This window comes from Wolbachia endosymbiont of Aedes albopictus (assembly GCF_024804185.1).
Classification (GTDB): Bacteria; Pseudomonadota; Alphaproteobacteria; order Rickettsiales; family Anaplasmataceae; genus Wolbachia; species Wolbachia pipientis_B.
In genome coordinates this window covers 553,702-577,131 of record NZ_CP101657.1, presented here as the reverse complement: position 1 = coordinate 577,131, position 23,430 = coordinate 553,702, and the positions used below count along the sequence as shown (strand labels likewise).

At 36.5% G+C, this 23,430-nt stretch carries 16 protein-coding genes and 10 pseudogenes; 21 read left to right on the top strand and 5 right to left on the bottom strand.

Features of this window, described 5'->3' with window-relative positions:
- Positions 1-328 precede the first annotated feature (328 nt).
- Both ltrA and NHG98_RS02935 read left to right on the top strand, forming a co-directional pair.
- Complete coding sequence (gene ltrA, locus NHG98_RS02940; RefSeq protein WP_096617943.1) at positions 329-1,672, top strand: group II intron reverse transcriptase/maturase; 1,344 nt, start codon at positions 329-331, stop codon at positions 1,670-1,672.
- Between the two features lie 138 nt (positions 1,673-1,810).
- Positions 1,811-2,117, top strand: a pseudogene (locus NHG98_RS02935) (patatin-like phospholipase family protein); the annotation flags it as partial.
- A gap of 58 nt (positions 2,118-2,175) precedes the next feature.
- On the opposite strand, the pseudogene NHG98_RS06530 reads toward NHG98_RS02935, so the two are convergent.
- Positions 2,176-2,506, bottom strand: a pseudogene (locus NHG98_RS06530) (IS110 family transposase); the annotation flags it as partial.
- Positions 2,507-2,690: 184 nt separating this feature from the next.
- On the opposite strand from NHG98_RS06530, the pseudogene NHG98_RS02925 reads away from it, so the two are divergent.
- The 3 genes and pseudogenes from NHG98_RS02925 to NHG98_RS02915 form a co-directional block, all read left to right on the top strand.
- A pseudogene (locus tag NHG98_RS02925) lies at positions 2,691-2,840 on the top strand (Rpn family recombination-promoting nuclease/putative transposase); the annotation flags it as partial.
- 100 nt (positions 2,841-2,940) lie between these two features.
- On the top strand, positions 2,941-4,371 hold the full coding sequence (locus tag NHG98_RS02920) for a cytoplasmic incompatibility factor CifA (RefSeq protein WP_096617583.1): 1,431 nt from the start codon (positions 2,941-2,943) through the stop codon (positions 4,369-4,371).
- 54 nt (positions 4,372-4,425) lie between these two features.
- On the top strand, positions 4,426-7,965 hold the full coding sequence (locus tag NHG98_RS02915; protein WP_310437606.1) for a C48 family peptidase: 3,540 nt from the start codon (positions 4,426-4,428) through the stop codon (positions 7,963-7,965).
- Positions 7,966-8,064: 99 nt separating this feature from the next.
- Here the strand turns inward: NHG98_RS02915 and NHG98_RS02910 are convergent, their stop codons facing one another.
- The gene (locus tag NHG98_RS02910) at positions 8,065-8,460 is read right to left on the bottom strand and encodes a hypothetical protein (RefSeq protein WP_096676709.1); all 396 of its coding nucleotides are present in this window, start codon (positions 8,458-8,460) and stop codon (positions 8,065-8,067) included.
- 439 nt (positions 8,461-8,899) lie between these two features.
- Here NHG98_RS02910 and NHG98_RS02905 point away from each other — a divergent pair, with 439 nt between their 5' ends.
- The 16 genes and pseudogenes from NHG98_RS02905 (at position 8,900) to NHG98_RS02830 (ending at position 21,231) form a co-directional block, all read left to right on the top strand.
- A complete protein-coding gene (locus NHG98_RS02905; protein ID WP_096617357.1) occupies positions 8,900-9,682 on the top strand; it encodes an MlaE family ABC transporter permease in 783 nt (260 codons plus the stop codon).
- Positions 9,675-10,379 carry an ABC transporter ATP-binding protein gene (locus NHG98_RS02900; RefSeq protein WP_096617359.1) on the top strand — a complete coding sequence of 235 codons (705 nt, stop codon included), beginning with the start codon at positions 9,675-9,677 and terminating at the stop codon, positions 10,377-10,379. The genes NHG98_RS02905 and NHG98_RS02900 overlap by 8 nt, the downstream gene beginning before the upstream one ends.
- Before the next feature lie 266 nt (positions 10,380-10,645).
- Entirely contained in the window at positions 10,646-11,143 is a 498-nt protein-coding gene (locus NHG98_RS02895) for a hypothetical protein (RefSeq protein ID WP_096617361.1), read from the top strand.
- Positions 11,144-11,216: 73 nt separating this feature from the next.
- Positions 11,217-12,389 (top strand): 1-deoxy-D-xylulose-5-phosphate reductoisomerase, encoded by a 1,173-nt coding sequence (gene dxr / locus NHG98_RS02890; RefSeq protein ID WP_096617363.1) that lies wholly within the window; start codon positions 11,217-11,219, stop codon positions 12,387-12,389.
- Between the two features lie 92 nt (positions 12,390-12,481).
- Positions 12,482-12,844, top strand: a pseudogene (locus NHG98_RS02885) (IS4-like element ISWosp8 family transposase); the annotation flags it as partial.
- A gap of 132 nt (positions 12,845-12,976) precedes the next feature.
- A pseudogene (gene tnpC / locus NHG98_RS02880) lies at positions 12,977-14,234 on the top strand (IS66 family transposase).
- Between the two features lie 303 nt (positions 14,235-14,537).
- The gene (locus tag NHG98_RS02875) at positions 14,538-14,957 is read left to right on the top strand and encodes a crossover junction endodeoxyribonuclease RuvC (RefSeq protein ID WP_410543656.1); all 420 of its coding nucleotides are present in this window, start codon (positions 14,538-14,540) and stop codon (positions 14,955-14,957) included.
- Positions 14,958-15,104: 147 nt separating this feature from the next.
- Positions 15,105-15,681: pseudogene (locus NHG98_RS02870) on the top strand (ParB N-terminal domain-containing protein); the annotation flags it as partial.
- Positions 15,655-16,249 (top strand): annotated as a pseudogene (locus NHG98_RS02865) (terminase gpA endonuclease subunit); the annotation flags it as partial. The pseudogenes NHG98_RS02870 and NHG98_RS02865, both read left to right, overlap by 27 nt.
- A 31-nt stretch (positions 16,250-16,280) precedes the next feature.
- Positions 16,281-16,466, top strand: a complete 186-nt coding sequence (locus NHG98_RS02860) for a hypothetical protein (RefSeq protein ID WP_259245576.1) — start codon at positions 16,281-16,283, stop codon at positions 16,464-16,466.
- A 26-nt stretch (positions 16,467-16,492) separates the two neighbouring features.
- Positions 16,493-17,521 (top strand): annotated as a pseudogene (locus tag NHG98_RS02855) (PDDEXK nuclease domain-containing protein); the annotation flags it as partial.
- Entirely contained in the window at positions 17,504-18,127 is a 624-nt protein-coding gene (locus NHG98_RS02850; protein ID WP_259245575.1) for a glycoside hydrolase family 25 protein, read from the top strand. The pseudogene NHG98_RS02855 and the gene NHG98_RS02850, both read left to right, overlap by 18 nt.
- Positions 18,128-18,205: 78 nt before the next feature.
- Positions 18,206-19,026, top strand: a pseudogene (locus tag NHG98_RS02845) (phage portal protein).
- A gap of 25 nt (positions 19,027-19,051) precedes the next feature.
- Positions 19,052-19,234: a 50S ribosomal protein L32 gene (gene rpmF / locus NHG98_RS02840; RefSeq protein ID WP_096617771.1), complete on the top strand. Its 183-nt coding sequence runs from the start codon at positions 19,052-19,054 to the stop codon at positions 19,232-19,234.
- 10 nt (positions 19,235-19,244) lie between these two features.
- Entirely contained in the window at positions 19,245-20,282 is a 1,038-nt protein-coding gene (plsX, locus tag NHG98_RS02835; RefSeq protein WP_096617767.1) for a phosphate acyltransferase PlsX, read from the top strand.
- Positions 20,275-21,231 (top strand): beta-ketoacyl-ACP synthase III, encoded by a 957-nt coding sequence (locus tag NHG98_RS02830; protein WP_096617769.1) that lies wholly within the window; start codon positions 20,275-20,277, stop codon positions 21,229-21,231. The genes plsX and NHG98_RS02830 overlap by 8 nt, the downstream gene beginning before the upstream one ends.
- Before the next feature lie 88 nt (positions 21,232-21,319).
- Here the strand turns inward: NHG98_RS02830 and NHG98_RS02825 are convergent, their stop codons facing one another.
- The 3 genes and pseudogenes from NHG98_RS02825 to grxC all read right to left on the bottom strand — a co-directional run bounded on the left by NHG98_RS02825 (position 21,320) and on the right by grxC (position 23,372).
- Positions 21,320-21,481, bottom strand: a complete 162-nt coding sequence (locus NHG98_RS02825) for a hypothetical protein (RefSeq protein WP_259245553.1) — start codon at positions 21,479-21,481, stop codon at positions 21,320-21,322.
- Between the two features lie 564 nt (positions 21,482-22,045).
- Positions 22,046-22,918: pseudogene (locus NHG98_RS02820) on the bottom strand (hypothetical protein).
- Between the two features lie 115 nt (positions 22,919-23,033).
- Positions 23,034-23,372, bottom strand: a complete 339-nt coding sequence (grxC, locus tag NHG98_RS02815; protein ID WP_096617749.1) for a glutaredoxin 3 — start codon at positions 23,370-23,372, stop codon at positions 23,034-23,036.
- Positions 23,373-23,430: the final 58 nt, after the last annotated feature.

Below are 23,430 nucleotides of genomic sequence, written 5' to 3'. Positions count from 1 at the left end.
TCGAAAGTGTGTAAAACTAAAGGCTGAGCTCACGGCAGTTGGGTAAAAGCAACATAGATAGCTGAAATACGAATGATACAGCATATCTACTTTAGCGGGGTGGTAGTGATGACATGATAATAAGGGCATACGAGGCAACTGGAGAAGCCCTCCTCATCCCAAGGAGAAATACCTTGGAGTGGTAGGTTCTATAACTGGAAACAGGAAATGAACTGAAGATGAAAGGGTGGCGGGTGGGTGTGTAGTAGTGACGAAGTGAGGTAACGCTCATGGAGCAAAGGCACCCTACTAGTAGGAATCTTTTAACAAAAGGGAGGTAAAGGTAAAAATGATAAAAATGCCAATTAAATTACAAGACCTGAGAAGGAAGATATATACCAAAGCGAAGGCAAAACCGGAATGGCGATTCTGGGGAATCTATGTTCACGTATGTAAGATGGAGACGCTAGAAGAAGCATATAAGCTGACAAAGAAGAGTAATGGGGCACCAGGAATTGATAAGGTGACGTTCGAATCGATAGAAGCAGAAGGCTTAGAGAAGTATCTTCAACAAATCAGACGTGAACTAATAACCAAGACCTATAGCCCAAATAGGAACCGTAGAAAGGAAATACCAAAAGCTGGAGGAAAACTCAGAGCGTTGAACATACCCTGCATTCGGGATAGAATAGTGCAAAGCGCACTAAAGCTAATAATTGAACCAATATTCGAATCTGACTTTCAGGACGGATCATATGGATATAGACCTAAGAGAAAAGCGCATGAAGCAATAAGCAGGGTAGCGAAAGCAGCAATCAAAGGCAATACAAAAGTTATTGACGTAGACCTAAAGTCCTACTTTGATAATGTGCGACATCATATTCTTATGGAAAAGATTTCCAAAAGGGTAAACGATAAAGAAATCATGCACTTGATCAAGCTAATTCTCAAAGTGGGAGGGAAACGAGGAATAGCACAAGGATCACCACTTTCACCACTACTAAGCAATATATACCTCAATGAAGTGGATAAAATGCTAGAGAAGGCAAAAGAGGTGACTAAAGAAGGAAAATATCAACATATAGAATACGCTAGATGGGCAGACGATCTAATGATACTGATAGATGGACACCAGAAATGGGAATGGCTTGAAAAATCAGTGCACAAAAGGTTACAAGAAGAATTAGCAAAAATAGAAGTAGAAGTAAACGAAGAAAAGACAAAAGTGATTAATCTTAAAGAAAAAGGGACATTCAGCTTCCTAGGATTTGATTTTCAACAGAACATCACACAACAAGGAAAATGGAATGTGAGGATAACACCCAAGATGAAAGCACGAACAAACCTACTTCAAAAATTGAAGGAAGTATTCCGCTGTTATAAATCGCAACCAATAGGAAAAGTGATTCATATCATTAATCCGATATTGAGAGGGTGGACAAACTACTTTAGGATTGGAAACGCAAATCGAAGCTTTAGTTACGTCAAACATTGGGTAGAGAAGAAAATAAGACGCAATCTAATGAGAGCCAGAAAAGCAAAGAAAGGATTTGGCTGGAAGAGATGGAGTAGTGAATGGATATATAAAACTCTAGATCTTTATTCAGACTATAGAATAAGGTATTACATTCAGAAAGCCTTACCAGCACAATATGTTATAAATTTTGGTAAAGAAACTACTAGGAAAGCGTAGTGCGGGAAAATCGCATGCTGCGTTTGATGAGGCGGGAGCTGGAAACGTGAATATGGAAATTTGGATTGAGGCCCAGTATGAAAATAATGGATCAGCCACCAAACCCTAAAGTAGGCGCGCCAGTTCTCGACCCTACCATTTTTCCTTAAAAGTTGGAGAGAAAACAGGAATTTCATCAAGTTAAAAGATGCACTTAGAGCCACAACAGCAGCACCAACATACTTTGCACCTAAGTATTTAGAAGTTAAGCAAGAGAAAAGAGTGTTAGTAGATGGAGGAGTGTTTGCCAATAATCCAGCGGCTTGTGCGTATGCAAATAGCAAAAAACTTTTCCCTAATGAAGAAATAGTGCTGGTGTCAATTGGCACAGGTCGGCTTATCTAATCGAATAAAGTACAGAAAATTAGGAAAGATAGCATGGATAAAGCCCCTATTAAATGTGATTGTATCCTTACGTATCTGTCGTCCATTACATTACCTAGTTGATAATTCACTACATCAAGGCTTTTTGCATAGTCTCTAACCCATCTAGGTTGAATGACATATACTTTGAAACCATGGTTTAGTAAAGTATAAGCACATAATTTTTCGTACCCACCGGTTGCTTCAAGTCCAACTCTGGTAACATTATGTAAACGTAAAAAGTTGAGTACTTGATCAATAGCTTGTACGTTATCTTCAAACGTTTTATAATGACCAAGTGGATGAATGTGGATATCTAATTGACTTTAAAACTCAGATATAGCTCTTTCTACATTTTCTATACGCTGATGTTTGTTGTTGATTAAGTGTTTCTTTTGAAACATCAATACCAATGAAAACTGTTCTAGCCATTTTTGTACCTATAAATATAATCAAATAATAATGTAAATGCTGTACAGGATTGTGATTCGATCTTTTAGATCCCCCTACCGTTCGTACTCCATTTTTCAAAGCTAGGAGTGTGCCTACGATTTCTATCAATCAATCCAATTGACAGCTTGCTCATTATAGCCTTGCGGCTTTGATTTAATACACAATCCAAATCGGTCATGAAAAAGGCAGAGAAGCAGAGAAAATTGAGGTCGCAAGGAATCTACTTAAAGCAGGAGTTTCTATTGACATTATAACTCAAACTACTGGTCTTTCTGTTGATTATATTGAGAAAATTCAAGAAAAGAAGTTTTAGCCATAACGTTTTTTTATTAAACCCTTTATTCTAGATATTGCAATCCATTCTAATATCTGTACAATGCCTTTTTTATATAAATACTTAATAGGAGGGGTTAATGCCAACACAGAAAGAGCTTCGGGCTACGATGTCCAAAAAATTACAGGAAGCTGTTAAACATCCAGATCCAACAGTTGCTGCCGGGAGAAAGTCAGCTATCAAGAGATGGGTGGGAGTCCTTCAAGATAACTTTATGGAGCACATAAAATACTTTAAAGATGATAAGCTGAGGTTTTTGCATGAAGTGTTCCAAGATGAAGACTGCTGGTCAGGTATAAGATTAAATAATGCTGCTTTAGGTCAAAGGTTTACTGAAGAAAAAATAGGTGAAATAGATAATCCACTTTCAGAATATGATATAGCTTGTAGGTATTGCGTAGTAGATAAAATTCACCATCTCTTTCAAGAGCAGTTTGAATCTTACAAAGGTAGTTTTTCCTCGAATGCAGTTGATGGTTATGGTAACCCTGTAACTGACATATACATAAGAAACTCACTGTTGAACGGTATGAAAAGGGAAGATCCTGTATTAAGTTTCTGGATCGATAGAGAATCTGGGGGATTAAAGCAACCAAGTAACGCGTCAGAAGGTTTTGACAGTGCTGTAAAACTTGAATGGAGCGAAGGGGTAGAGTATTTTTATAATCATTTAAAAGAAGAAGATAAGGAAAAGAAACTTACAGAAGCTATTATTGCTCTTTCTCGTCCTCAATCTGTTGAGAAAGATGCTCCTATTTTAGATTTTTGTATAAATAAGATAGTCGATAAAGATACTCTTTTACAGAAATTGCTGCGGAAAGATAAGGGAGTATATTCCCTTCTTGCTGAATTAATAGAGTCATGTTTTTTTGATACGGTTCATGATTTGGTACAGTGCTGGTGTTATAAAGGCGTTTCAGCAGGAGGAGACTGTTCGGACAAGATATTCTCACAGCGAGACTATGAACTTTTTCTTTATTCACTTTCAAATGTGATGTTGAAAAATCCTGAGTTAAGTGTTCAAGCTAGATCCCTTATTATGGAGATTTGGAAATGTGAACGCTTTACTGAATACAGAGAGACCTCTGTTAATACTTCTAATTATACAGTTCCTATAAAGAGTGTACTTGGGGGATTAATCATTAATTGGAAACGAGAAGATGTTTGTAAGCCCGATAGGGAAATAGAGAAAGAAGAAATATTAGATATAATATCATTTGCTAAAAGTTGCTTTCCTGAAAAGTTTGACCTTTTTAAAGAAGTCATGATAGAAAACCTTAGAATATGTGGTAGGGAAGGAAAGAAGAAAGGTGTAGATTACGGCAAGTTTGCAGAAGAGTTATTTCTTCAGTTAGAGAAGGTAACTTTACCTTCTGTAGGTGATGGTCCTTGGAATAATTTGCGGTCTCAATCTAAGGTATCTTTGCCACTTGATGATGGCCCACAGTCTGAGTTTGAAGCTCCTAGTGTGAGTGGTATTTTTGGGTCTCATAAGAAAAGAAGAATCTAGTCTACTCATTAATGTAAGTGGTTTTTCTGGTCTTAGCAAATAGAGAGGTGCTTTGTGTCTTTAGTAAGAAGTTTAGTGGATGGAGATCTTGATGGTTTTAGACAAGAGTTTGAATCCTTTTTAGATCAATGTCCATCTTTCTTGCATTATGTGAATGCAGGTCGTTTTCTTCCTGTATTCTTTTTTAGTATGTTTGCTACTGCTCATGATGCAGGCATTTTGAATACAGATGAGAAAGTCTATTTTCGTTTTGATAATCATGGTATTGATACAGGTGGTAGAAATAGAAATACAGGAAACCTAAAAGTTGCTGTTTATCGTGACGGACAGCAAGTTGTCAGGTGTTACAGCATTTCTGATCGTCCTAATAGTGATGGGTTGAGGTTCAGTACAAGGGAGAGAGATTCTCTAGTACAAGAAATTATACGGCAAAATCCAAATTTAAGGGAAGAAGACCTAAATTTTGAGCAATACAAAGTATGCATGCATGGAAAGGGTAAGAGTCAGGGAGAGGCGATTGCAACAGTATTCGAGGTGATTCGTGAAAAAGATTCTCAAGGTAGAGATAGATTTGCTAAATATTCAGCGTCTGAGATTAGCCTTCTGAGGCATATAGAACGCAATAGGCTTAGGGGAATTAATGCGCCTGCGCCACGCAGTGTGTTGACAGTTAAGGAAATAGGAAGTATACGACTCAATCAAGATCAGAGAGTACAGCTTGGTCATTTGGTCAATTTTGTGCAAGTTGCACCAGGTCAGCAAGGGATTTTCAATTTTATGGAAGTGCTAGCAAGTAACCAAAGAATAAATGTAGAACGTGGAATAAATGAAGGAATTTTGCCATACATAACTCGAATCTATCGTAATTACCTAGGCAGCCTACAAAATGACATTCAAAATCGCAATCAAAAGTTTGAGAGTCACGGATTTTTCTTAGGTTTGTTAGCAAATTTTAGTCATCTCTACACAATAGATATTGACCTTGACTTGTCTCCTGGAAATTCATATGTTGCTTTTCTTGTACGTCATCAGGCAGAGAGAGAAAACATTCCTATCGTTATTAATGTTACTAGATGGAGGACATCGTCTGATATTGCATTAAACCGCGCTAGAGGTGATGCTAAAAGATTACATGCTTCTTCATTTATATCTATTCATACTGAATCAAGAAATGCTGTTTGTATTGGATTAAATTTTAATCTAAATATAGATCCTTTTAGTGTTGATACAGTAGAGTTTTTAGAGAATAGATTTCCTTTAGTACAAAGATTGTTTGAGTATATAGAAGATGAAGAGGTTGGAGAGAATATTAGAGATTTCTTACTTCAACATCTTCCTGGTGAAATACCAAGGAATGCAGAGAATTATAATAGAATATTTGATTGTATAACTGGTTTTGCTTTTGGGAGTAGTGCTTTTGATAATGGGTATATACCAATACAAAGGAATGGAAAAAGAAGTAGGTTGCAGGCAACAAAACACATATTCAGATATGATGATCCAGATTTAAGAAGATGTTTAACTATGGTCTTTCATGTTCAAGGTTTGCCTATAGTCATACTTGACGTTAGAGCTTACAATGTGCAACAACAAGGAGCAATCAATTTAGAAAATCTTAATATTAATGGAAATAATGTTCATGTATGGGAAGTTTCATGCATACTTAATGACCAATTTGAGCTAGATATTGATCAACCAAATGACCTTGGTTTATATCACGATTACCAAAATGCAAATAATTTTCTTGCTGGTGATCTTATACAAGTGCCTAATGCTGAAAATGTACATAATGCTTTGAATCAAGTTATGAATAATGGCTGGCAAAATAGAGATCAGCATAGAGTATTACTGATGGCTATTTCTAGAGTATTAATGCCAGAGAATATGAACGGTGATGCAATAATAGATGTAGATAGCAATGACAAGTTTAGGTCTATGTTACATGGTGTATTTTATGCTAGTGACGATCCTGATAAAGTGTTTGCTATTTATAAAGTTGGTCAAACATATAGTTTGAAAAGGGGTCAGGAAGAAGAAGGAGAAAGGGTAATACTCACAAGAATTACAGAACAGAGATTAGACCTTTTATTATTAAGACAACCTACAGCAGATACTCATCCGATTGTATATGTATTAGGATTTGCTGATAATGCAGAAGAAGTAGCACAAAAGGAGAATAACGCAAAAGATCGAATAAAAGAACTTATGAACAAGCAAAGGGGATATTTGCCTATTACTCCTGGAAATGAGGTGGTTTTATCTTCTGCTGTATTTAATGCAGGTGCAGGGAGAGTAGAAGGTCTGATATCTATTCCAGAAGGAATAGGAAGAGAAGAGTATGTACATAGACTTGATCGTGGTGGTCGTGACTCAAGACCAGGAATATTAGTGGGACCTGAAAGTGTTATTGATGAAAATCCGCCAGAAGAATTATTATCAGATATAACCAGGAAGAGATTAATAGATTATTTTCAAGGCAATCAAAAACAATCCTCGATTCCATTACTTGACCTAGGTAATAATCGATGGGTTGCGGTTCGTTATCTTGAAGGCAATAAAGAACGGATCATAAGGAGATTAAGGTTTGGTACAGATGAAACACTTACAGCACAAGAAATATTACACCAAATAAACGCTATCCTTCGTAGAAACAACGCTCGTGAAATAGAAGATGTGCATAATCTACTTGCACTAGACTTTGCAACAGAAAATCAAAATTTTCGTTATTGGCTACAAACTCATGACATGTTTTTCGCTGCACGACAATATACTTTCCATGATGATCGATCTAATCCAACTAATGATCGTCATGATTTTGCAATAACTTCAGTAGGAGTTGATGAAAATCAAAATGACCTAACAGGTAGGGGCTTATTAAGTAGTCACATAGATAACTTTAAACAAAAAGTAGATTCGGATGAAAAAGATAGATTAATTGCTATTATTAATGTAGGTAATCGTCATTGGGTTACATTAGTTATTGTCCACCAAAATGGAAATTATTATGGGTATTATGCTGATTCACTTGGTCCAGATAGTGGTATTGACAATAATATTCGAGGAGCTTTAAGAGAATGTGATATTAACGATGATAATGTCCATAATGTTTCTGTTCATCAGCAAACAGATGACCATAATTGTGGCATATGGGCATACGAAAACGCTAGGGATATTAACCAAGCTATTGATCAAGCTTTACAGGGAAATAATAACTTTGGAGAAAAAGGTGAAGGTATTATAGGTTATATACATGGTCTTCTTAGTGCAGGCATTGGAAATGACGCTAGACAATCTCAAAGAAATGAACAATACTTTAAAAATCGGAGAAGAAATATTTCACAATTATTCCAAAATGATCCTCTATCTTCTCCTAGGGGTAGATTGATTCAAGATCATCCAGGAATTCAACATGAAATTGATCCATTACTATTACAATTTTTAGAACTCCAATATCCACAGCGTGGAGGTGGGGGAGCATTACAATTAGGCGGAGAAAGAGTGATATCAATTGATTTTGGTCCACAATCTGCATTGGATGAAATTGATGGAGTGAATAGAGTTTATGATTGTAGCAATGGTAGAGGCAGTAGGTAGAGGTAATCGGTGGATGAAAGGAGTGTAACAAAAACCTTATGCGTCAAGTAGAGATTGTAAACAAATTTAAAGAAGTTAAGGTGGGTAACCTGTTTTTTTCTACTTGCAGCAATGTTTCAAAAAGTATATGTGTCGAGTTAGGTAAAGTTGAATGAGGTTCTTAAATGAGCAGCTATTAATTTGGTAGTATATAACATTAATAAATTTAAACGATGCAACCATTTCCAGCAACAAAAACCTATTAGCATGAAAACTGTTCGTCTTGGAGTCAGTTGGTCTACCAAGTGTCTCCTCTCTACCCTGATATTTGTAAGCTATTTTCGCTAAGAGAATCGTGCTTGCGTTATAGCTGGACTTTTTGAATATTCTACTTCTAAATTTTTCTGCAACACCTCTCCCTTCCTCTATTTCTCTTGCTAGCTTTTGAATATTCTTTCTATCTTTATTTGTTAACTCATATATATCACATACTAATGTCAGTTTTGGCGTTTTCATAGCCTCCTATTATAGATTTGTTGATTTAGTGGTAGCGCAGTTGCTCACCCCATAAATTTGGTGCTCTCTTTCGATTAAAGGTGTCTTGCTGCTTGAAATGTTTTCTTTGTAAAAATTTGGCTTATCTTTATGTCAGCTCATTCAAACAGCATCAACATGACTTATGCCTTTTTTTGGATGCAGAAATTTTCTAGGAATTGTCTTCTTGAACTCTATGGTATTTTGTTTAACATTGAAACAAGATTCCAGCGTCACGCGCTGGAATGGCATCATTTGCTATGCAAATTGCTTTTAGAAAGATAAACGTTCGTATAGTTGTGTGCGGTATAAGGTAAAGTTACGTTAGCTATTGAACTTAAAACATATCTCAGCTATACTTTGCGATAAAGTTAATAAAAATTTTAATAAAATCAGTAACTCTAGCTAAAACGAATACAAAGTGAGCTTTTTTGATATAAATAGTGTTAGAATAATCGGTAGGTACTTTATCAATTTTTTGTTAAGGCTTGGTAGTGCATTCATATTTTTTATTCAATCTCTATACCACTGCTTTGTGCCGCCATATTATTTTAGCAACGTAGCAAGACAAATTATAGAGATAGGCTTTTTCTCTCTGCCAATTGTTGGGCTCACTGGAGTTTTCATAGGAGCGGCAATAGTTTTACAAAGCAGCTTGAGTGACTCATTAATTAACCAAGAGCAAATAATACCCAAACTTGTTACGATCACTATCATTAAAGAGTTAGGACCAGTTTTGATCAGCTTAATAATGGTAGGAAAGGTTGGATCATCAATTGCGGCAGAAATTGGTACAATGCGCATCACCGAGCAAATAGATGCCCTTACAACTTTGAACATCAACCCTTTCAAATATTTAATTGCACCAAGGATTTTAGCGTCAATCATAGTATTTCCCATACTTACAGTATGTGCAGATTTAATAGGAATATTTGGAGGATGTATCACTGCAGTCTTCGAATTTAACCACAATTTTAATATATACATTAAATACACAGCTCAGTTCTTTAATATGCACGATTTTATTGTTGGGCTAATAAAAGCAATTGCTTTTGGCGCCATAATTTCTGTCTCAAGTTGCTATTACGGTTACCATTGCAAAGAAGGTGCACGAGGAGTAGGTGTTGCTACAACATCAACTGTTGTTTTATCGTCCATACTGATCATTTTAGCAAACTACATGATTACTTTGATACATGCGTAACCCCATAATATCAATATTGAACTTAAGCTTATCTTTTGATGATAGGACAGTACTAAAAGATCTAAGTTTCAATATATTAAAAGGGGAATCATTAGTCATACTTGGCGGCTCAGGAAGCGGCAAATCTGTACTAACAAAAACAATTATCGGCTTGCTTGCTCCAGACTCAGGGTCTGTTAAAATAAATAGTAAAAGCAAAAATAAATTTGGGGTTTTATTTCAAAATTCCGCTTTATTTGACTACGTTACAGTGTGGGAAAATATATCTTTTAATTATAAAAAGCGCTTTAATATCAGCAAAAAGGAGGCAAAACAGCTAGCAATCGAGAAGCTAAATGATGTTGGACTGGAGGAAAGCATAGCAGATATGTTTCCAATAGAGCTATCAGGTGGAATGAAAAAAAGAGTAGCACTTGCAAGGGCTATTGCACACAATCCAGAAATCATCATATTAGATGAGCCAACTTCAGGATTGGACCCGATTATGTCAGATATAGTAAACGAGATAATAGTAAAATTATCTAGAGATCTTAACCCTACAATTATCACGATTACACATGATATTCATAGCGCATTTAAAATAGCTGATAAAATAGCAGTGTTATATGAAGGGGAGATCATTTCCCATGGAACTGTTCAGGAAATACAAAATACTAATAACGAATATATAAAGAAATTCATTCGTTATATAAGGTAGCAGACATTGGAATTCGGATTTTTTCAAACTGGATCTTATAGCTGACCCAAGCAACACGTCATACCGCGATTCATTCGAGGTATCTCGGCATAGATTCCGCTAACTAGTAGCGGAATGACGAATTTGTCGTTTTTCAAATTGTCGTAAGTCAGTTTAGCTATATATAGGATGGCAGAAATTGTTTGTATTAGCTACATTCAAAAGCTCTATTGATATTTTGCAATATTTGTGATAAAATAATAGCTTAAGGTTGAGAGTAAAAATTTATGAGTGAAGCTCAAGGTCCAAATATTGCAGAATGGCAAGCGCAGCAGCAACACCAAGAAGCCGCTGGTGAGAAAAGTGGTTTTGGTCTTGGTCATAGTGACTCTGTTTCAACAGTCGTGGATGGAATGAAATGGTTGTTCAACTTTCATGAAGGGGCGATTGCTGCTTATAGTAACGTGTTTGAAGGTTTGGTAAGTGGTAGTAGTTTAGTAACACTGTTTGGAAAATCAGGTAATATGTTTGGCATAAAATTTCTTGAAGGCCTTGCAGAATATTTTTCAGGTGGAGGTGGGGAAGATATGCCATCAGAAGGAATGGATATGGCTCATGGTGATGATGGACATCACTCAGATGATTACCCTCATGCCAATAACGAAATAGCTCATAATGCTGATGGTTTGCAAGACATGCATGATGCAGGTGATCACCATGGTCAATCTTTTTCACCTGGTCCTTCACCGTCTGTTGGCAATGACCACGGACCTGAACTTGGTTAAACGCTTAAAAACTGCCGAATAGTATGCGAGAAGACCTAATAAGAAAAGTTGCTATTGTTGTGAGTTTGTCTTAGTGAAAAAGGTTTCAGTTTTAGGATCAACAGGAAGTGTTGGAAAAAAGACTGTAGATTTGCTCTCAAAGAGAAAAGAAGAATACCAAGTGGAAGCACTCAGTGCCCATTCAGATTTTGCTCTACTGGCACACCAAGCAAAACTGCTGAAAGCAAAATACGTTGCTATCTCCGATGAAAGGTTTTACAAAGATTTAAGAGAAAACCTACTTGGTACGGATATAAAAATAGCAATTGGCGCTGAAGGTCTATTAAATGTTGCTTCCCTACCCGTTGATCTCTCAGTTATTGCAATAGTTGGTATTGCAGGCCTTGTGCCAGTTATAGAAGTCATAGAAAGTGGCACTAAAGTCATTGCACTAGCGAACAAAGAAAGCATTGTTTGCGGTGGAAAGTTATTACTCAAAAAAGCTAAAGAAAAAAACGTACAAATAATCCCTATCGATTCTGAACACAACGCAATTTTTCAAGTTTTGCAAAATGACGACAAATGCGTAGAAAAGATCATACTTACTGCTTCTGGTGGACCATTCTTAAACTATAGTTCTGAGCAATTAAGAAATGTCATGGTAGATCAGGCGCTTAGTCACCCCACTTGGAATATGGGAAGGAAAATCTCAGTTGATAGTGCAACAATGATGAATAAGGCACTAGAGATAATAGAAGCACATAACTTGTTTAATATCAGTCCGAGTAAAATTGAAGCAGTAGTGCATCCTGAGTCAATAGTACATGGAATTGTAGTCTATCAGGATGGTTTCAACTTTGCTGTGCTTGCAGAAAATGACATGGCAATTCTTATTTCATATGCTTTGTCTTGGCCAGAAAGATCAGCTTTAAATCGTAAATTAGATTTAACAAAGCAAGGAAAATTGACCTTTCAAGAACCAGACCATAAGCGTTTTCCTGCGCTAAAGCTTAGCATGGCAGTGTTAAACTCTTCTGCTCCACAAACAAACAGTATTGTGCTCAATGCTGCAAATGAAATAGCTGTTAATGAATTTTTGAAGTCACGAATTGGCTTTTTAAAAATAGTAGAGATAGTGGAATCAACAATGGAAGGTTTTGATAGTTACACTGATATTAATTCACTATCTGATATAATAAATATTGATTGTGAAAGTCGTATTATTGCTAATAAAATCGTTGAAAATAAAGTTGTTGCATGTAGCTAGAGTAATGTAACCAGACTGTATTCTGTGATTTTAGCAAAACACGATCTTTCATTTGAGCTTTCTTCAATTTAAAATAAATACAGAAGCTAGCTATCTTCAAAAATTATGATTTGGAAGTAGATTTTATTTTTCGCTTGCAAAAAAGAAATTATAGCAAGCTATGGAAACGCTGGCGAATTAGATTTTGATTTCATATTGGAAAATGAAAAGCTAAAAAATAAAATGAAAGGACAGAAAGTAGGAGTTATAGTGCTGACATTAGCCAACGGAGAAACAGAGCTTTTTGATCGAGACTTTGGAAGATATCAGTAAAGCTTATGTATTAAGGTGGCACATAGAGGAAACGACTCAAAATAGGAGCAGAGTTAGAGAATTTTTCTGGAGAGGCCATATTACAAGAATTTTGGGCAAACTTGGTCATGTGCAATATATTATCGCTTCATATGTGTGATACATAAGGGACTTGGAACCCAGATTAAATGTATCCGTTCAGGGTTGTGGCAAGGATAAAAAATAATTGACATAATATATTAAAGTAGTAATAACACAAAATGTTGATAGTAATGTAAGGTTAGATGCTTCAATTGTTGATCGGTGTTGTCGAGTTATGTAAAAACTTAGAGCAGAAAGCTTGAAGAAAAAAATTAGAAATAGAGAATGCTGAACTAAGAGAGAGGTAAACTCAAGGAATTCATCTTTACCAAGTTCAAAAGAGCTGTACAAAATAAAAAAAGACACACCAGAAGATAAGTCAAAGTGCGGCAGGAAGATAGGTGGTCAAGTTGGACATAAAGGAAATTGCCGAGCTAAAATGGAAGCAGATGAGGTGGTGAAGGTAGAGTTACCAAATAGATGCGAGTGTGGTGAAAAGATCACAATATCAGAAAAACCATATGTCTATCAAAAAGTTAGAAATTAAGCCTTACGTAGTTGAGAGAACATGGTCGCTGTCGTAAATGCGGAAAAAGAAGGAGTAGCAAGTTACCAGAAGGCTGATACCTTTGGCCCTAGAGTTAAGTCAGTAATTACGGCATTGAGTGGGTTTTATAAAAACTCGAAGAGAGAAATAGCAAATATTATGAAGGATATTTTTAACTTGAATATAAGTATTGGCAGTATATCCAATAGTGAAGCAATGGTTGCATCGAAGTGTAAAGAAGCATATGAACGAGTAGAGAGAGCAAGCAAAGTTTTGCATATTGATGAAACTAGCCATTACACTAAGGGTAAACTTGGTTGGTGCTGGATGTTTGCCAACAATAAAGCAAAAGTTAGCAGATACAAGAGGAATGAAATTTTTAAAGAATAGTACATTTTGTGATTACAAAAACCTGGTAATTACTGACAGATATGCAGTTTACAACCACTTCAGTGATGAAAAACGACAAATTTGTTGGGCTCACTTATTGAGAAATTTCGAGAGGTTATCTCATAGTTGGAATAATGAGACTTGGCCATTGTTTAAAAGATGCAGCTAATGGATTGTTTGCATTAAAAAATGCTTTGCCAGAAAATGAAATTAGTATTTCAAAGTTAAGCCAAAGAATTACGAACAGTACTGCATGATAAAAATATCTTATATACTTGAAGCAAAAGGAGCTTCACGAACGGTAAAGGGTATTATAAAATCCGAGCCAATGATGTGGACATTTTTGGATGACCCATGGAATATCCCATTACCATGTTGAGCGACAGATACGGCATTATGTAGTCTATCGTAAGAATTCGTATTTTACACAGTCAGTACGAGGAAACATGTTTCTTGAACGGGTGATCTCATTGTACCTAACCTGGAGGCAAAAGAAGCTCAACCCTTTTCAAAATCTCCTATCTATTGTCTCTTAAGTCACACCCCTGAACGGATACGATTACGAAGCATTTCTAAATTATTTTTTACTTTAGACTTTTACTTGTTATAAAAAAACCCTCACTTTAGTTTATCACGTTTTTTATTCGTTGTAAAATATTTTTTCAAAAAAGTGAACAGTTTTTGTAATTTCGGTGAATATATATAATAGCAAGAAATTAACTTCTAATTAAGGTAGATAGCATAAGATTCTTGTCATTGGCCAACAAAAACCCATTTATAGCGTATTTTGAAGGAACCAAACGATATTTAGTGCTACTTGCAGTTTTAAATTATAGCAAATGCTAACACTCGACCTCGGCAAGCAAACAGGCTGGGCTATTCTCAAAGACGGAGTAATTCAAAGTGGGAGCAAAAACTTTCATGGTAGCCGTTTCAGCGGAGGTGGCATGTGCTTTTTAAGTTTTAGTAATTGGCTTAATTCCTTGAAAGACATTTCTGTGGTGTATTTTGAGGAAGTAAGACGACACCTTGGAACTGATGCAGCGCATTGTTATGGTGGTTTTTATGCCGTTTTAACTGCTTGGTGTGAGGAGCATCATATACCTTATCAAGGTGTGCCGGTGAAGACGATAAAACGTTTTATCACGGGTAAAGGTAATGCAAGCAAAAGTGAAGTTATTGAAGCTGTAATGGGCAAAGGTTTTTTCCCTCAAGACGATAATGAAGCTGATGCTTTGGCATTGATGTTTTGCGTTTAGTAAAGATTTTAATATGCTAGATAATATATAGGAAGTGGGTCCTTTCCCCTATTCAGGCGGACTTGGGCGAGAAATCCTGGGCCATCTCTAGCGTCAGACGTATTTTGATTGTTAACTTTTTAACAAGAATCTCCACCTAGTAATTATATGAATTTAGCAATTCACTACTATCCTATTGAAAATCTAGTTGAATATGAGCGTAACCCTCGCAAGAATGACGATGTAGTAAACAGAATGTGCGCTTCAATTCGGGAGTTTGGTTTTCGTATTCCGATAGTTGCAAAAAGCGATGGCACTGTGGTAGATGGTCATTTAAGGCTTAAAGCAGCAAGAAAACTGGGTATGGAAAGTATTCCAGTGGTGCTCAGTGATAATTTAAGTGAAACCCAAACCAAAGCTTTTCGGTTACTAGCCAATCAATCAGCTAACTGGGCAAAGTGGGACGATGAGCTTTTAAAAGTGGAAATTCAAGGGTTAGAAGATTTGGAGTTTGACCTTAAAATGACCGGATTTGAGCTAGCAACGCTTTCTCAACAACATTGATGGAAAAGAAGAAGTAGAAAGAGGAGAAAAAGAGGGGGTGGAATTGGTTGATAAAAAGTCAGTAGTGTCAAAACCAGGAGATCTGTGGATTTTAGGTGGTCATTGAATCTACTGTGGTGATAGTTGTCTGGTTGAATCATTTAAAGCGGTATTAGATGTATGGGAAAAACTTTCGGAGCTTTTGAGTCATCATTTTATCGGTGAAAATGGTCTTGAATACATAATAAGTATGATGGCGGTAGATGCTGGGTATGCAACACAAGAGGTATACAACTGGGTAAGAGGTCATCAAGGCTCTGATGGCAGTAAAAGGTGCAAACAAAGCGCTAGTGCCACTTAGCAGGCCAAGTAGAGTAGATGTAACGGTTAGCGGATAAAAGCTAAAGAGAGGAATGAAGCTGTGGCCAGTTGGGGTATCAATATTGAAGTCCGAGCTTTTCCAATTACTTAATGTTTTAACAGAAGGGGCGCCAGGATATTGTCATTTTCCGGAGTATCCACCTGAATATTTTAAGCAGCTAACTGCAGAGCAACTAATTACCAAAGTAGTAAAAGGATATACCAAACAAGAGTGGCAAAAGATAAGAGATCGAAATGAAGTACTAGATTGCCGAATTTACGCAAGAGCAGCGTCTATTGCGCTTGGAATTGATCGTTGGCCAGAGAGTAAATGGAGTAGTCTAAATGAAAAACCAGAAAGTAAAAAATCAAAGAAGATAGTGAAAAGTAAATGGATGAAAAATGTATAACGAAGAATATTTAATTCAAGTTGAATAAGCAATAAAGAAGCTGCAAAGTGGCGAAAGAGTAGTATCAATTGCATATGGTGACCATGTGGTGAGATATGCAGAGGTGCAAATAAATGACTTATTGAGTTTAAGACAACGAATTAAATCTGAATTGAAAATCGCAGGTGTGAAGCCTAAAAGAAAAATTGTTATTTCAACGAATAAAGGGATCATATAATGATAAAAATCGTTGAAAGGAACACTATGACAAAAATTATAGGAAAAGAATATACAGAATTTTTAGAGCAGTTGAAAGGTTATATTGCTACTAATCGTTATAAAGCAGCGCTTGCGGTTAATAGTAAACTTATTTTGCTTTATCATTATACTGGTACAGAAATCTTAAAACGGCAAAAAGAATATGGCTGGGGAGCGAAAGTTATTGAACAACTAAGTAAAGATTTGCGAGATGCTTTTCCTGATATGAAGGGGTTTAGCATTCAAAATCTAAAGTATATGAGAAGGTTTGCGGAAGAATATAGCGAAAACGAAATTCGTCAACAAGCTGTTGACCAATTACCTTGGGGTCACAATATCGTAATAATGTACGAAATTAAAAACAAAGAAGAAAGACTTTGGTATGCTAAAAAGTCGCGTGAACACGGCTGGTCTCGCAATATCTTGTCGATGCAAATTGAAACAAATTTGTATAAACGTGAAGGTAAAGCAATAACAAACTTTAGGAATAAGCTTACATCGCCTCAATCAGATTTAGCACAGCAAACGCTTAAAAATCCTTACGTATTTGATTTTTTGAGTCTTGGTAAAAAAGCGCATGAAAGGGAAGTAGAAAAAGCTCTTGTAGCTCACATAGAACGTTTTCTTTTAGAACTTGGTGAAGGGTTTGCATTTTTAGGAAGGCAGTACCATTTACAGGTTGAAGATAGAGATTTCTATTTGGATTTGCTCTTTTACCACGTTAAGCTTCGTTGCTATATTGTAATTGAACTAAAAGCAGGGAAATTCAAGCCAGAATACACTGGAAAGATGAATTTTTACCTTTCAGCAGTTGATGATTTATTAAGACAGCCAGGTGATAACCCATCAATTGGTCTTATCCTCTATCGCTCTAAAGTTGGTGTTGTAGCCGAGTACGCATTACGTGACATGAACAAGCCAATAGGGTTAGCAGAGTATCAAATTACTGAAAATCTACCAGAAGAGATAAAAACAGCGCTACCAACAATAGAAGAATTAGAAGCTGAATTATCGAGAGTGTCAGATAAAGAAGAATCAGTAAACGTGATAGTGGATTTATCGCACTGGGAAGAAAGTGTAGATTTCAAGTTAGCGAAAGAAGATGGGATACAGGGAGTCATTCATAAAGCAACCCAGGGGTTAAAATATATAGATCTAACATATGCAGAAAGAAGAAAAGCCTCTGAAGAAGAAGGTTTGATGTGGGGAGCATACCATTTTGGAGTAGGAGAAAACGGAAAAGACCAAGCTGAGCATTTTTTGAAAACAGTAGGAGATTATTCTCAAGTATTGCTTGCCCTTGATATTGAAGAAAACCGAAATGGAAAAAACATAACGCCAGAACAAGCGGAAGATTTTGTTGCTAAAGTTCATGAAGAAACAGGACGTTTTCCATTGATCTATGGAAGTGCTTATTTTCTCGAGGATTTTGCAACGCCAACTTTAACAAAATGTCCACTATGGCTAGCAAAATGGGGAGCAGAGCCAACACTACCAATAGGATGGAGGAACTGGATTCTATGGCAATATACTGACGGTCAAACAGGGCCAAAGCCGCATGAAGTAGAAGGGATAGGCGCATGCGATAGGAACAAATTCAACGGAACATTGGAAGAATTAAGGGATTTTTGGATATCATGATGTTACTCAAATCATTCAAACAATTATTTAGCAAACCAAAAGCCAAAAGTTCGGCATGGAGGTTCAGGAAGGAGATTATTGCACTTTCAACCAGAAGTAGGAAGTATAAATAGCTTACTCTCTCAGAGCCTTGAGCATTTACGTAGCCGCTCTTGTGATATGGTAAGAAAGAACTCCTATGCAGCAAACATCATCGATACGATAGTGAGTAATTGTGTTGGGACAGGAATAAAGCCGCAATCAAAAGCAAAGGATGGAGAGTTTCGGAAAAAAGTGCAAGAGTTATGGCTGAGATGGACAGATGAAGCAGACAGTAGCGGAGTGAGTGGTTTTTATGGATTACAAGCTTTGGTTTATAGGAGCATGATAGAAGGAGGAGAATGTTTTCCGAACAAGAAAACGAGAAGATGGTCTTTGTGTGCCGTTGCAACTGCAAGTGTTGGAATCAGAGCATTTAGATAATAAAAGCAATCAAACCCTTGCCAACGGTAATGTAATAAGAAACGGCATTGAATTTAACCGACTTGGGCAAAGAGAAGCGTACTACCTATTTAGAGAACATCCAGGAGAAGGCTCGTTTGGCGAATCAGTGAGAGTGCCAGCAAATGATGTTTTATAGGCTACTGAGACCCGGGCAGATTCGAGGAGTACCATGGTTGTCCAGTGTACTGTTAAAGCTCTATGAACTTGATCAATACGATGATGCAGAATTAGTCAGAAAAAAAACAGCAGCGATGTTTGCAGGATTTATTACCAGACTTGATCCTGAAGCAAATATTTTAGGAGAAGGAGAAAGCAATGAGCAAGTGGTAGCATTATCGGGTTTAGAACCTGGAACCATACACTTATTTTATTATCCCTGTTTACTTCTTGTAAAAAACATGTTACTAATGAATTGAATTTTGTAGTAGAATGGAGGAAGTTTTGGCAGTTCCAAAAAGAAAAAAGTCAAAGTCAAGGCGTAATATGCATCGTTCTCATCATGCTATTGAGCCTAAGAATGTTGTGGTATGTTCAGCAACTGGGGAATTCATGTTGCCTCACAATGTAGCAGTCGATGGCAGTTACAAAGGAAAACGAGTTTTCATTAAGCAACAGGCAGAATGACTATTATGGTATGTTACCCACGGTCAATAATCACATAGTTATTGCACTTGACGCTATGGGGGGCGATTTTGCGCCTCTTTCCGTAATTCAGGGTGCTGGTTTTTTTTTGGATAATCTTGTTGACCCAGGCATTAAAGTTCTTTTTCATATTTATGGAGATAAGGAAAAAGTATCTCCTTTGCTTTTGAAATATAAAAAAGTAAGTAACAATTCTGAGTTTACTCATTGTTCTGACAATGTCCTTGCAAATGATAAGCCATCTTTTGCGCTGAGACATCGTAAAGACTCAAGTATGAAAGCTGCAATTGTTGCAGTGAAAGAAGGTAAAGCTTTCGGAGTGGTATCTTCAGGCAACACCGGGGCGTTGATGGCAATTTCCAGATTTATTTTAGGAACATTACCAAATATTTATCGTCCTGCTATTGTCTCTATCTGTCCAACTAAGACAAAAAGCTTCGCTTTGCTTGACCTTGGTGCAAACGTCGATTGTAATGCCGATTCGTTATTCCAGTTTGCATTAATGGGAAGTATATTTGCAAAAGTAGCGCTAAAAATTGACAACCCTGAGGTTGCTTTGCTAAATATCGGTATAGAAGAAGTTAAAGGTAATGACTCAGTGCGCGGCGCTTTTGAGTTGCTTAAAAACGCTCCAGACATTAATTTCAAAGGGTATATAGAGGCAAGTGAATTTTTAGAGGGCAATATAGATGTGATTGTTGCTGATGGTTTTGTTGGCAATGTAATGCTCAAAACAGCTGAGGCAACCGCTAATACTTTTATCAATCTAATAAAGCAGGAAGTACTGAGCTCATGGGCAGCAAAAATGCTTGTTGGTATGTTGTTAAAATCCAAACTAAATAAAGCTTTAACACGTTTTAATCCCAAAATTAGAAGTGGAGCTATGTTTTTAGGGCTGAATGGTATTATCATTAAAAGTCATGGAAATTCTGATGCTATTTCTTTTGCTCATGCTATAAAATTTGCAGTAAATGCAATTAGTGAAAATTTAAATCAAAAGATAATTAACGGGGTAAGTCATATTGAATAAAAGTTTCATATTAAGCACTGGATCTTACCTACCAAGAAAAACGTTGAGTAACAACGAAATTGCATCGATAGTTGAGACAAGCGATGAATGGATAAGGCAGAGAACAGGAATAGTTCAAAGGCATATAGCAGATGAAGGAGAACTAACGTCAGATCTAGCTGTAAATGCAGCAAAAAGTGCTATAGAAAAAGCTAAAATTTCAGCAGATGAAATTGACTTGATTATAGTTGCAACAACAACGCCTGATAAAACTTTGCCTAGCTGTGCAACGATTGTACAAAGTAAGTTAAAATGTAAAAACGCATTTTCTTTTGATGTACAAGCAGTATGCTCTGGTTTTATATATGCAGTTACAGTTGCTGATTCGCTCATAAAATCTAACAATAGAATTAAATATGCGCTCGTTATTGGTGCTGAAATAATGTCTAGGATTGTTGACTGGGAAGATAGGTCAACTTGTGTACTCTTTGGTGATGGTGCTGGTGCAGTGATAATAAAATCGGAAATAGGTAGCAGCGGCATCATATCAACAAACTTACACTCTGATGGCAATGTGGACGTATTATGTACAAACGGAGGGGTATCCTCTACTGATGATTCTGGAAAAATATGCATGAATGGAAGAGAAGTGTTTAAACATGCAGTAGATAAATTAACAGCCTCAGTAGAGGAAACACTAAGATGCAATAATTTGAAAATCACTGATATTGACTGGCTAATTCCCCATCAAGCAAATATTCGTATTATTGAAGCAGTAGTAAAGAAGTTAGATTTCCCTATAGAGAAAGTGATTAATACCGTTGATAAGCATGCAAACACCTCAGCAGCGTCAATTCCACTGGCTTTAGACTATGCAATACAAGAATCAAAAATAAAATCAGGAAATCTGGTACTGCTGATTGCAATAGGTGCAGGTCTCACATGGGGTTCCGTGTTGCTGCGCTATTAGACTGCTTGCATTACCTCCTGTTACCCACAACTGTACGAACGTTGTAGTTTGGGCCACCAGTGGGCAGTGCCCAGACTGGGATGACACCCTACTTAACCGTCATACTGCCGCGGTATCTCTTAGCCGCTAACACATAGCGGAATGACGAAGATGCCACCGCATAACGCCGCGGCGCTAACAAGAGATCCCGCTGCGGGATGACGAATTGCTTAACCGTCATTCCGCCACAGACCGTCATACCGCGATTCATTCGCGGTATCTCCCAGCCGCTAACAAGTAGCGGGATGACAGCAATCCTACGTCATACCGTCACGGTATCTCTTAGCCGCTAACACGTAGCGGGATGACGGTTGTCGTTTAGCTATAAATGTTTAAGAAATTTACCAAACGAAAAAAAAGGCAAAAGAAACCCCGTGGTGCGAGTTTTGACTCTATATTACTGTAAGTGGCGCTGTAATAATGTGCTAACGCTTAAAATAAGCGCGATTTGGCTGAATGTAGAAAAAATAAAAAAGACATGCAGCCGCTATAATTTTATGTAATCCGCCAATAAATACTCTGAGTTTTTTACTGAATTTTGTCATTGAGCCTGCAGGTCAAAAACAAGTTTTGAGTCATAAATACCCTTATTGTTATAATAAGGGGGCTGGCGGAGTTTGTCAAGTAAGTTTTTTCATTTCTGCGGGCTACTTGAATAACGGCTACAATGTTTGTACAGCTATGTACATAGTGCTGGAACCCAAAAAAAGAACCAAGTAGCTTGGCTACTTGGATGACAGAAGGTATACAAGAAGTCTATTGGCTCTCGTATACCTTAATGAAATTTAACAAGTTTATCTATAGTTTTAGTGATGATTCTTGGAGTATCCGGAGAAACTGCTGAGCTCAGCTTATTTAACCGCTCTATAGCAAACTCGCTATTCTCATTTGTTATGAAATCACATAAAATATTTTCTATGTCCTTAGTAATACTTTCATGCTTTCTCAGAGGATGATTATGTGGATATCTACTGATGGTCTTGATACTGGAATACTCAACAAAAGCTTGATCTTTAAAGGCAAGTTGTCTCAATTTCTCTTTGAATTTTCCTTCTTCCTCTTTTTCTAAAAGGCGAGACTTTATCAGTGATTTTATAATCAAATTTATAGCTTGATGTATTTCAGAATGCACTATAACTTTAATGGTATTTTCTTCTACTATACAATCATAAGTATTTTTTTTGCTCTGTAACGACTCTATTAATGTCTTGCTACTTTGTGAATTCAATTCCAAATTCTCTTCACTCATAGGAGTTATTATGAAGGTGTTCTTACTCACTCTGATGTTAAATTGTGGAGAGCCTTCAGAAAAAGAAAATGCTACATTCTTAGATTCAAGTGCATGATTGTATGCAGCAAAAAGGGTGTGTGCTATAACACTGCTGGGCACCTTCATTCCATGTTTATTCAGGTGGTTCAATACATTTTCAACCTCATGATATGTAAAGTCTGTATCTTTTAGCAATTCAACAACTTCTTTGCCGTTGTGCTGTTTATACTCTATTCTTACTTCTTCTGTAAAAAGTGTTTTAGCTGCTATATGTTTATCAAGCACTGTAAAAATCTTGATGAAATTCTCTAAATCTTGTTTGTTAACTAATTAGATACTAATTAAGTTTCTGCTAATAATTGAAATATTTTTTGTCATTTTTTCCCACTAAAAAAACTCACTAGATGAATTGTATTTTTAATTCATTAAGAATTGTTTAAAGTGAGCATACTAGTTTTCATTTACGTATTACACGACAAAACAAGATAAAAAGTTACATAAAATCATCATGTAGTACAACGCCTTCTTCATATGTGTCATTGTTACTTGTGTAGGTTGTGACATCAATGTAACTGTCATTATTATTTAGCATATCATCCAACTTTCCTTCTTTTTCAAGATCCATCAATTTGTCACACCCCCCAATGTGCTTATCGTTAATAAAGATCTGTGGAACTGTTCTAACGTTATACTTTGATTTTATGTCTTTAAATAGATCTGAGTTTTTGAGCACATCGATTTCTTCATATTCCACACCTTTTCTATCTAGTAAATCCTTTGCCCTTATGCAGTATGGACAGCCCTTCTTTACATATATCACAACATTTTTCACAATTTATCTCCGTAGCTTACTAAAATATAGTTATTATATATAAGAAACATGTAAAAAC

What these genes read in the sequence shown, in the direction of transcription:
- NHG98_RS02900 (WP_096617359.1), top strand. Translation starts at nt 9,675, where the DNA reads ATGCGTAACCCCATAATATCAATATTGAACTTAAGCTTATCTTTTGAT.
- NHG98_RS02875 (WP_410543656.1), top strand. Translation starts at nt 14,538, where the DNA reads ATGCTAACACTCGACCTCGGCAAGCAAACAGGCTGGGCTATTCTCAAA.
- NHG98_RS02825 (WP_259245553.1), bottom strand. Translation starts at nt 21,481, where the DNA reads ATGAATCGCGGTATGACGGTCTGTGGCGGAATGACGGTTAAGCAATTC.
- plsX (WP_096617767.1), top strand. Translation starts at nt 19,245, where the DNA reads ATGTTACCCACGGTCAATAATCACATAGTTATTGCACTTGACGCTATG.
- NHG98_RS02920 (WP_096617583.1), top strand. Translation starts at nt 2,941, where the DNA reads ATGCCAACACAGAAAGAGCTTCGGGCTACGATGTCCAAAAAATTACAG.
- ltrA (WP_096617943.1), top strand. Translation starts at nt 329, where the DNA reads ATGATAAAAATGCCAATTAAATTACAAGACCTGAGAAGGAAGATATAT.
- NHG98_RS02895 (WP_096617361.1), top strand. Translation starts at nt 10,646, where the DNA reads ATGAGTGAAGCTCAAGGTCCAAATATTGCAGAATGGCAAGCGCAGCAG.
- NHG98_RS02910 (WP_096676709.1), bottom strand. Translation starts at nt 8,460, where the DNA reads ATGAAAACGCCAAAACTGACATTAGTATGTGATATATATGAGTTAACA.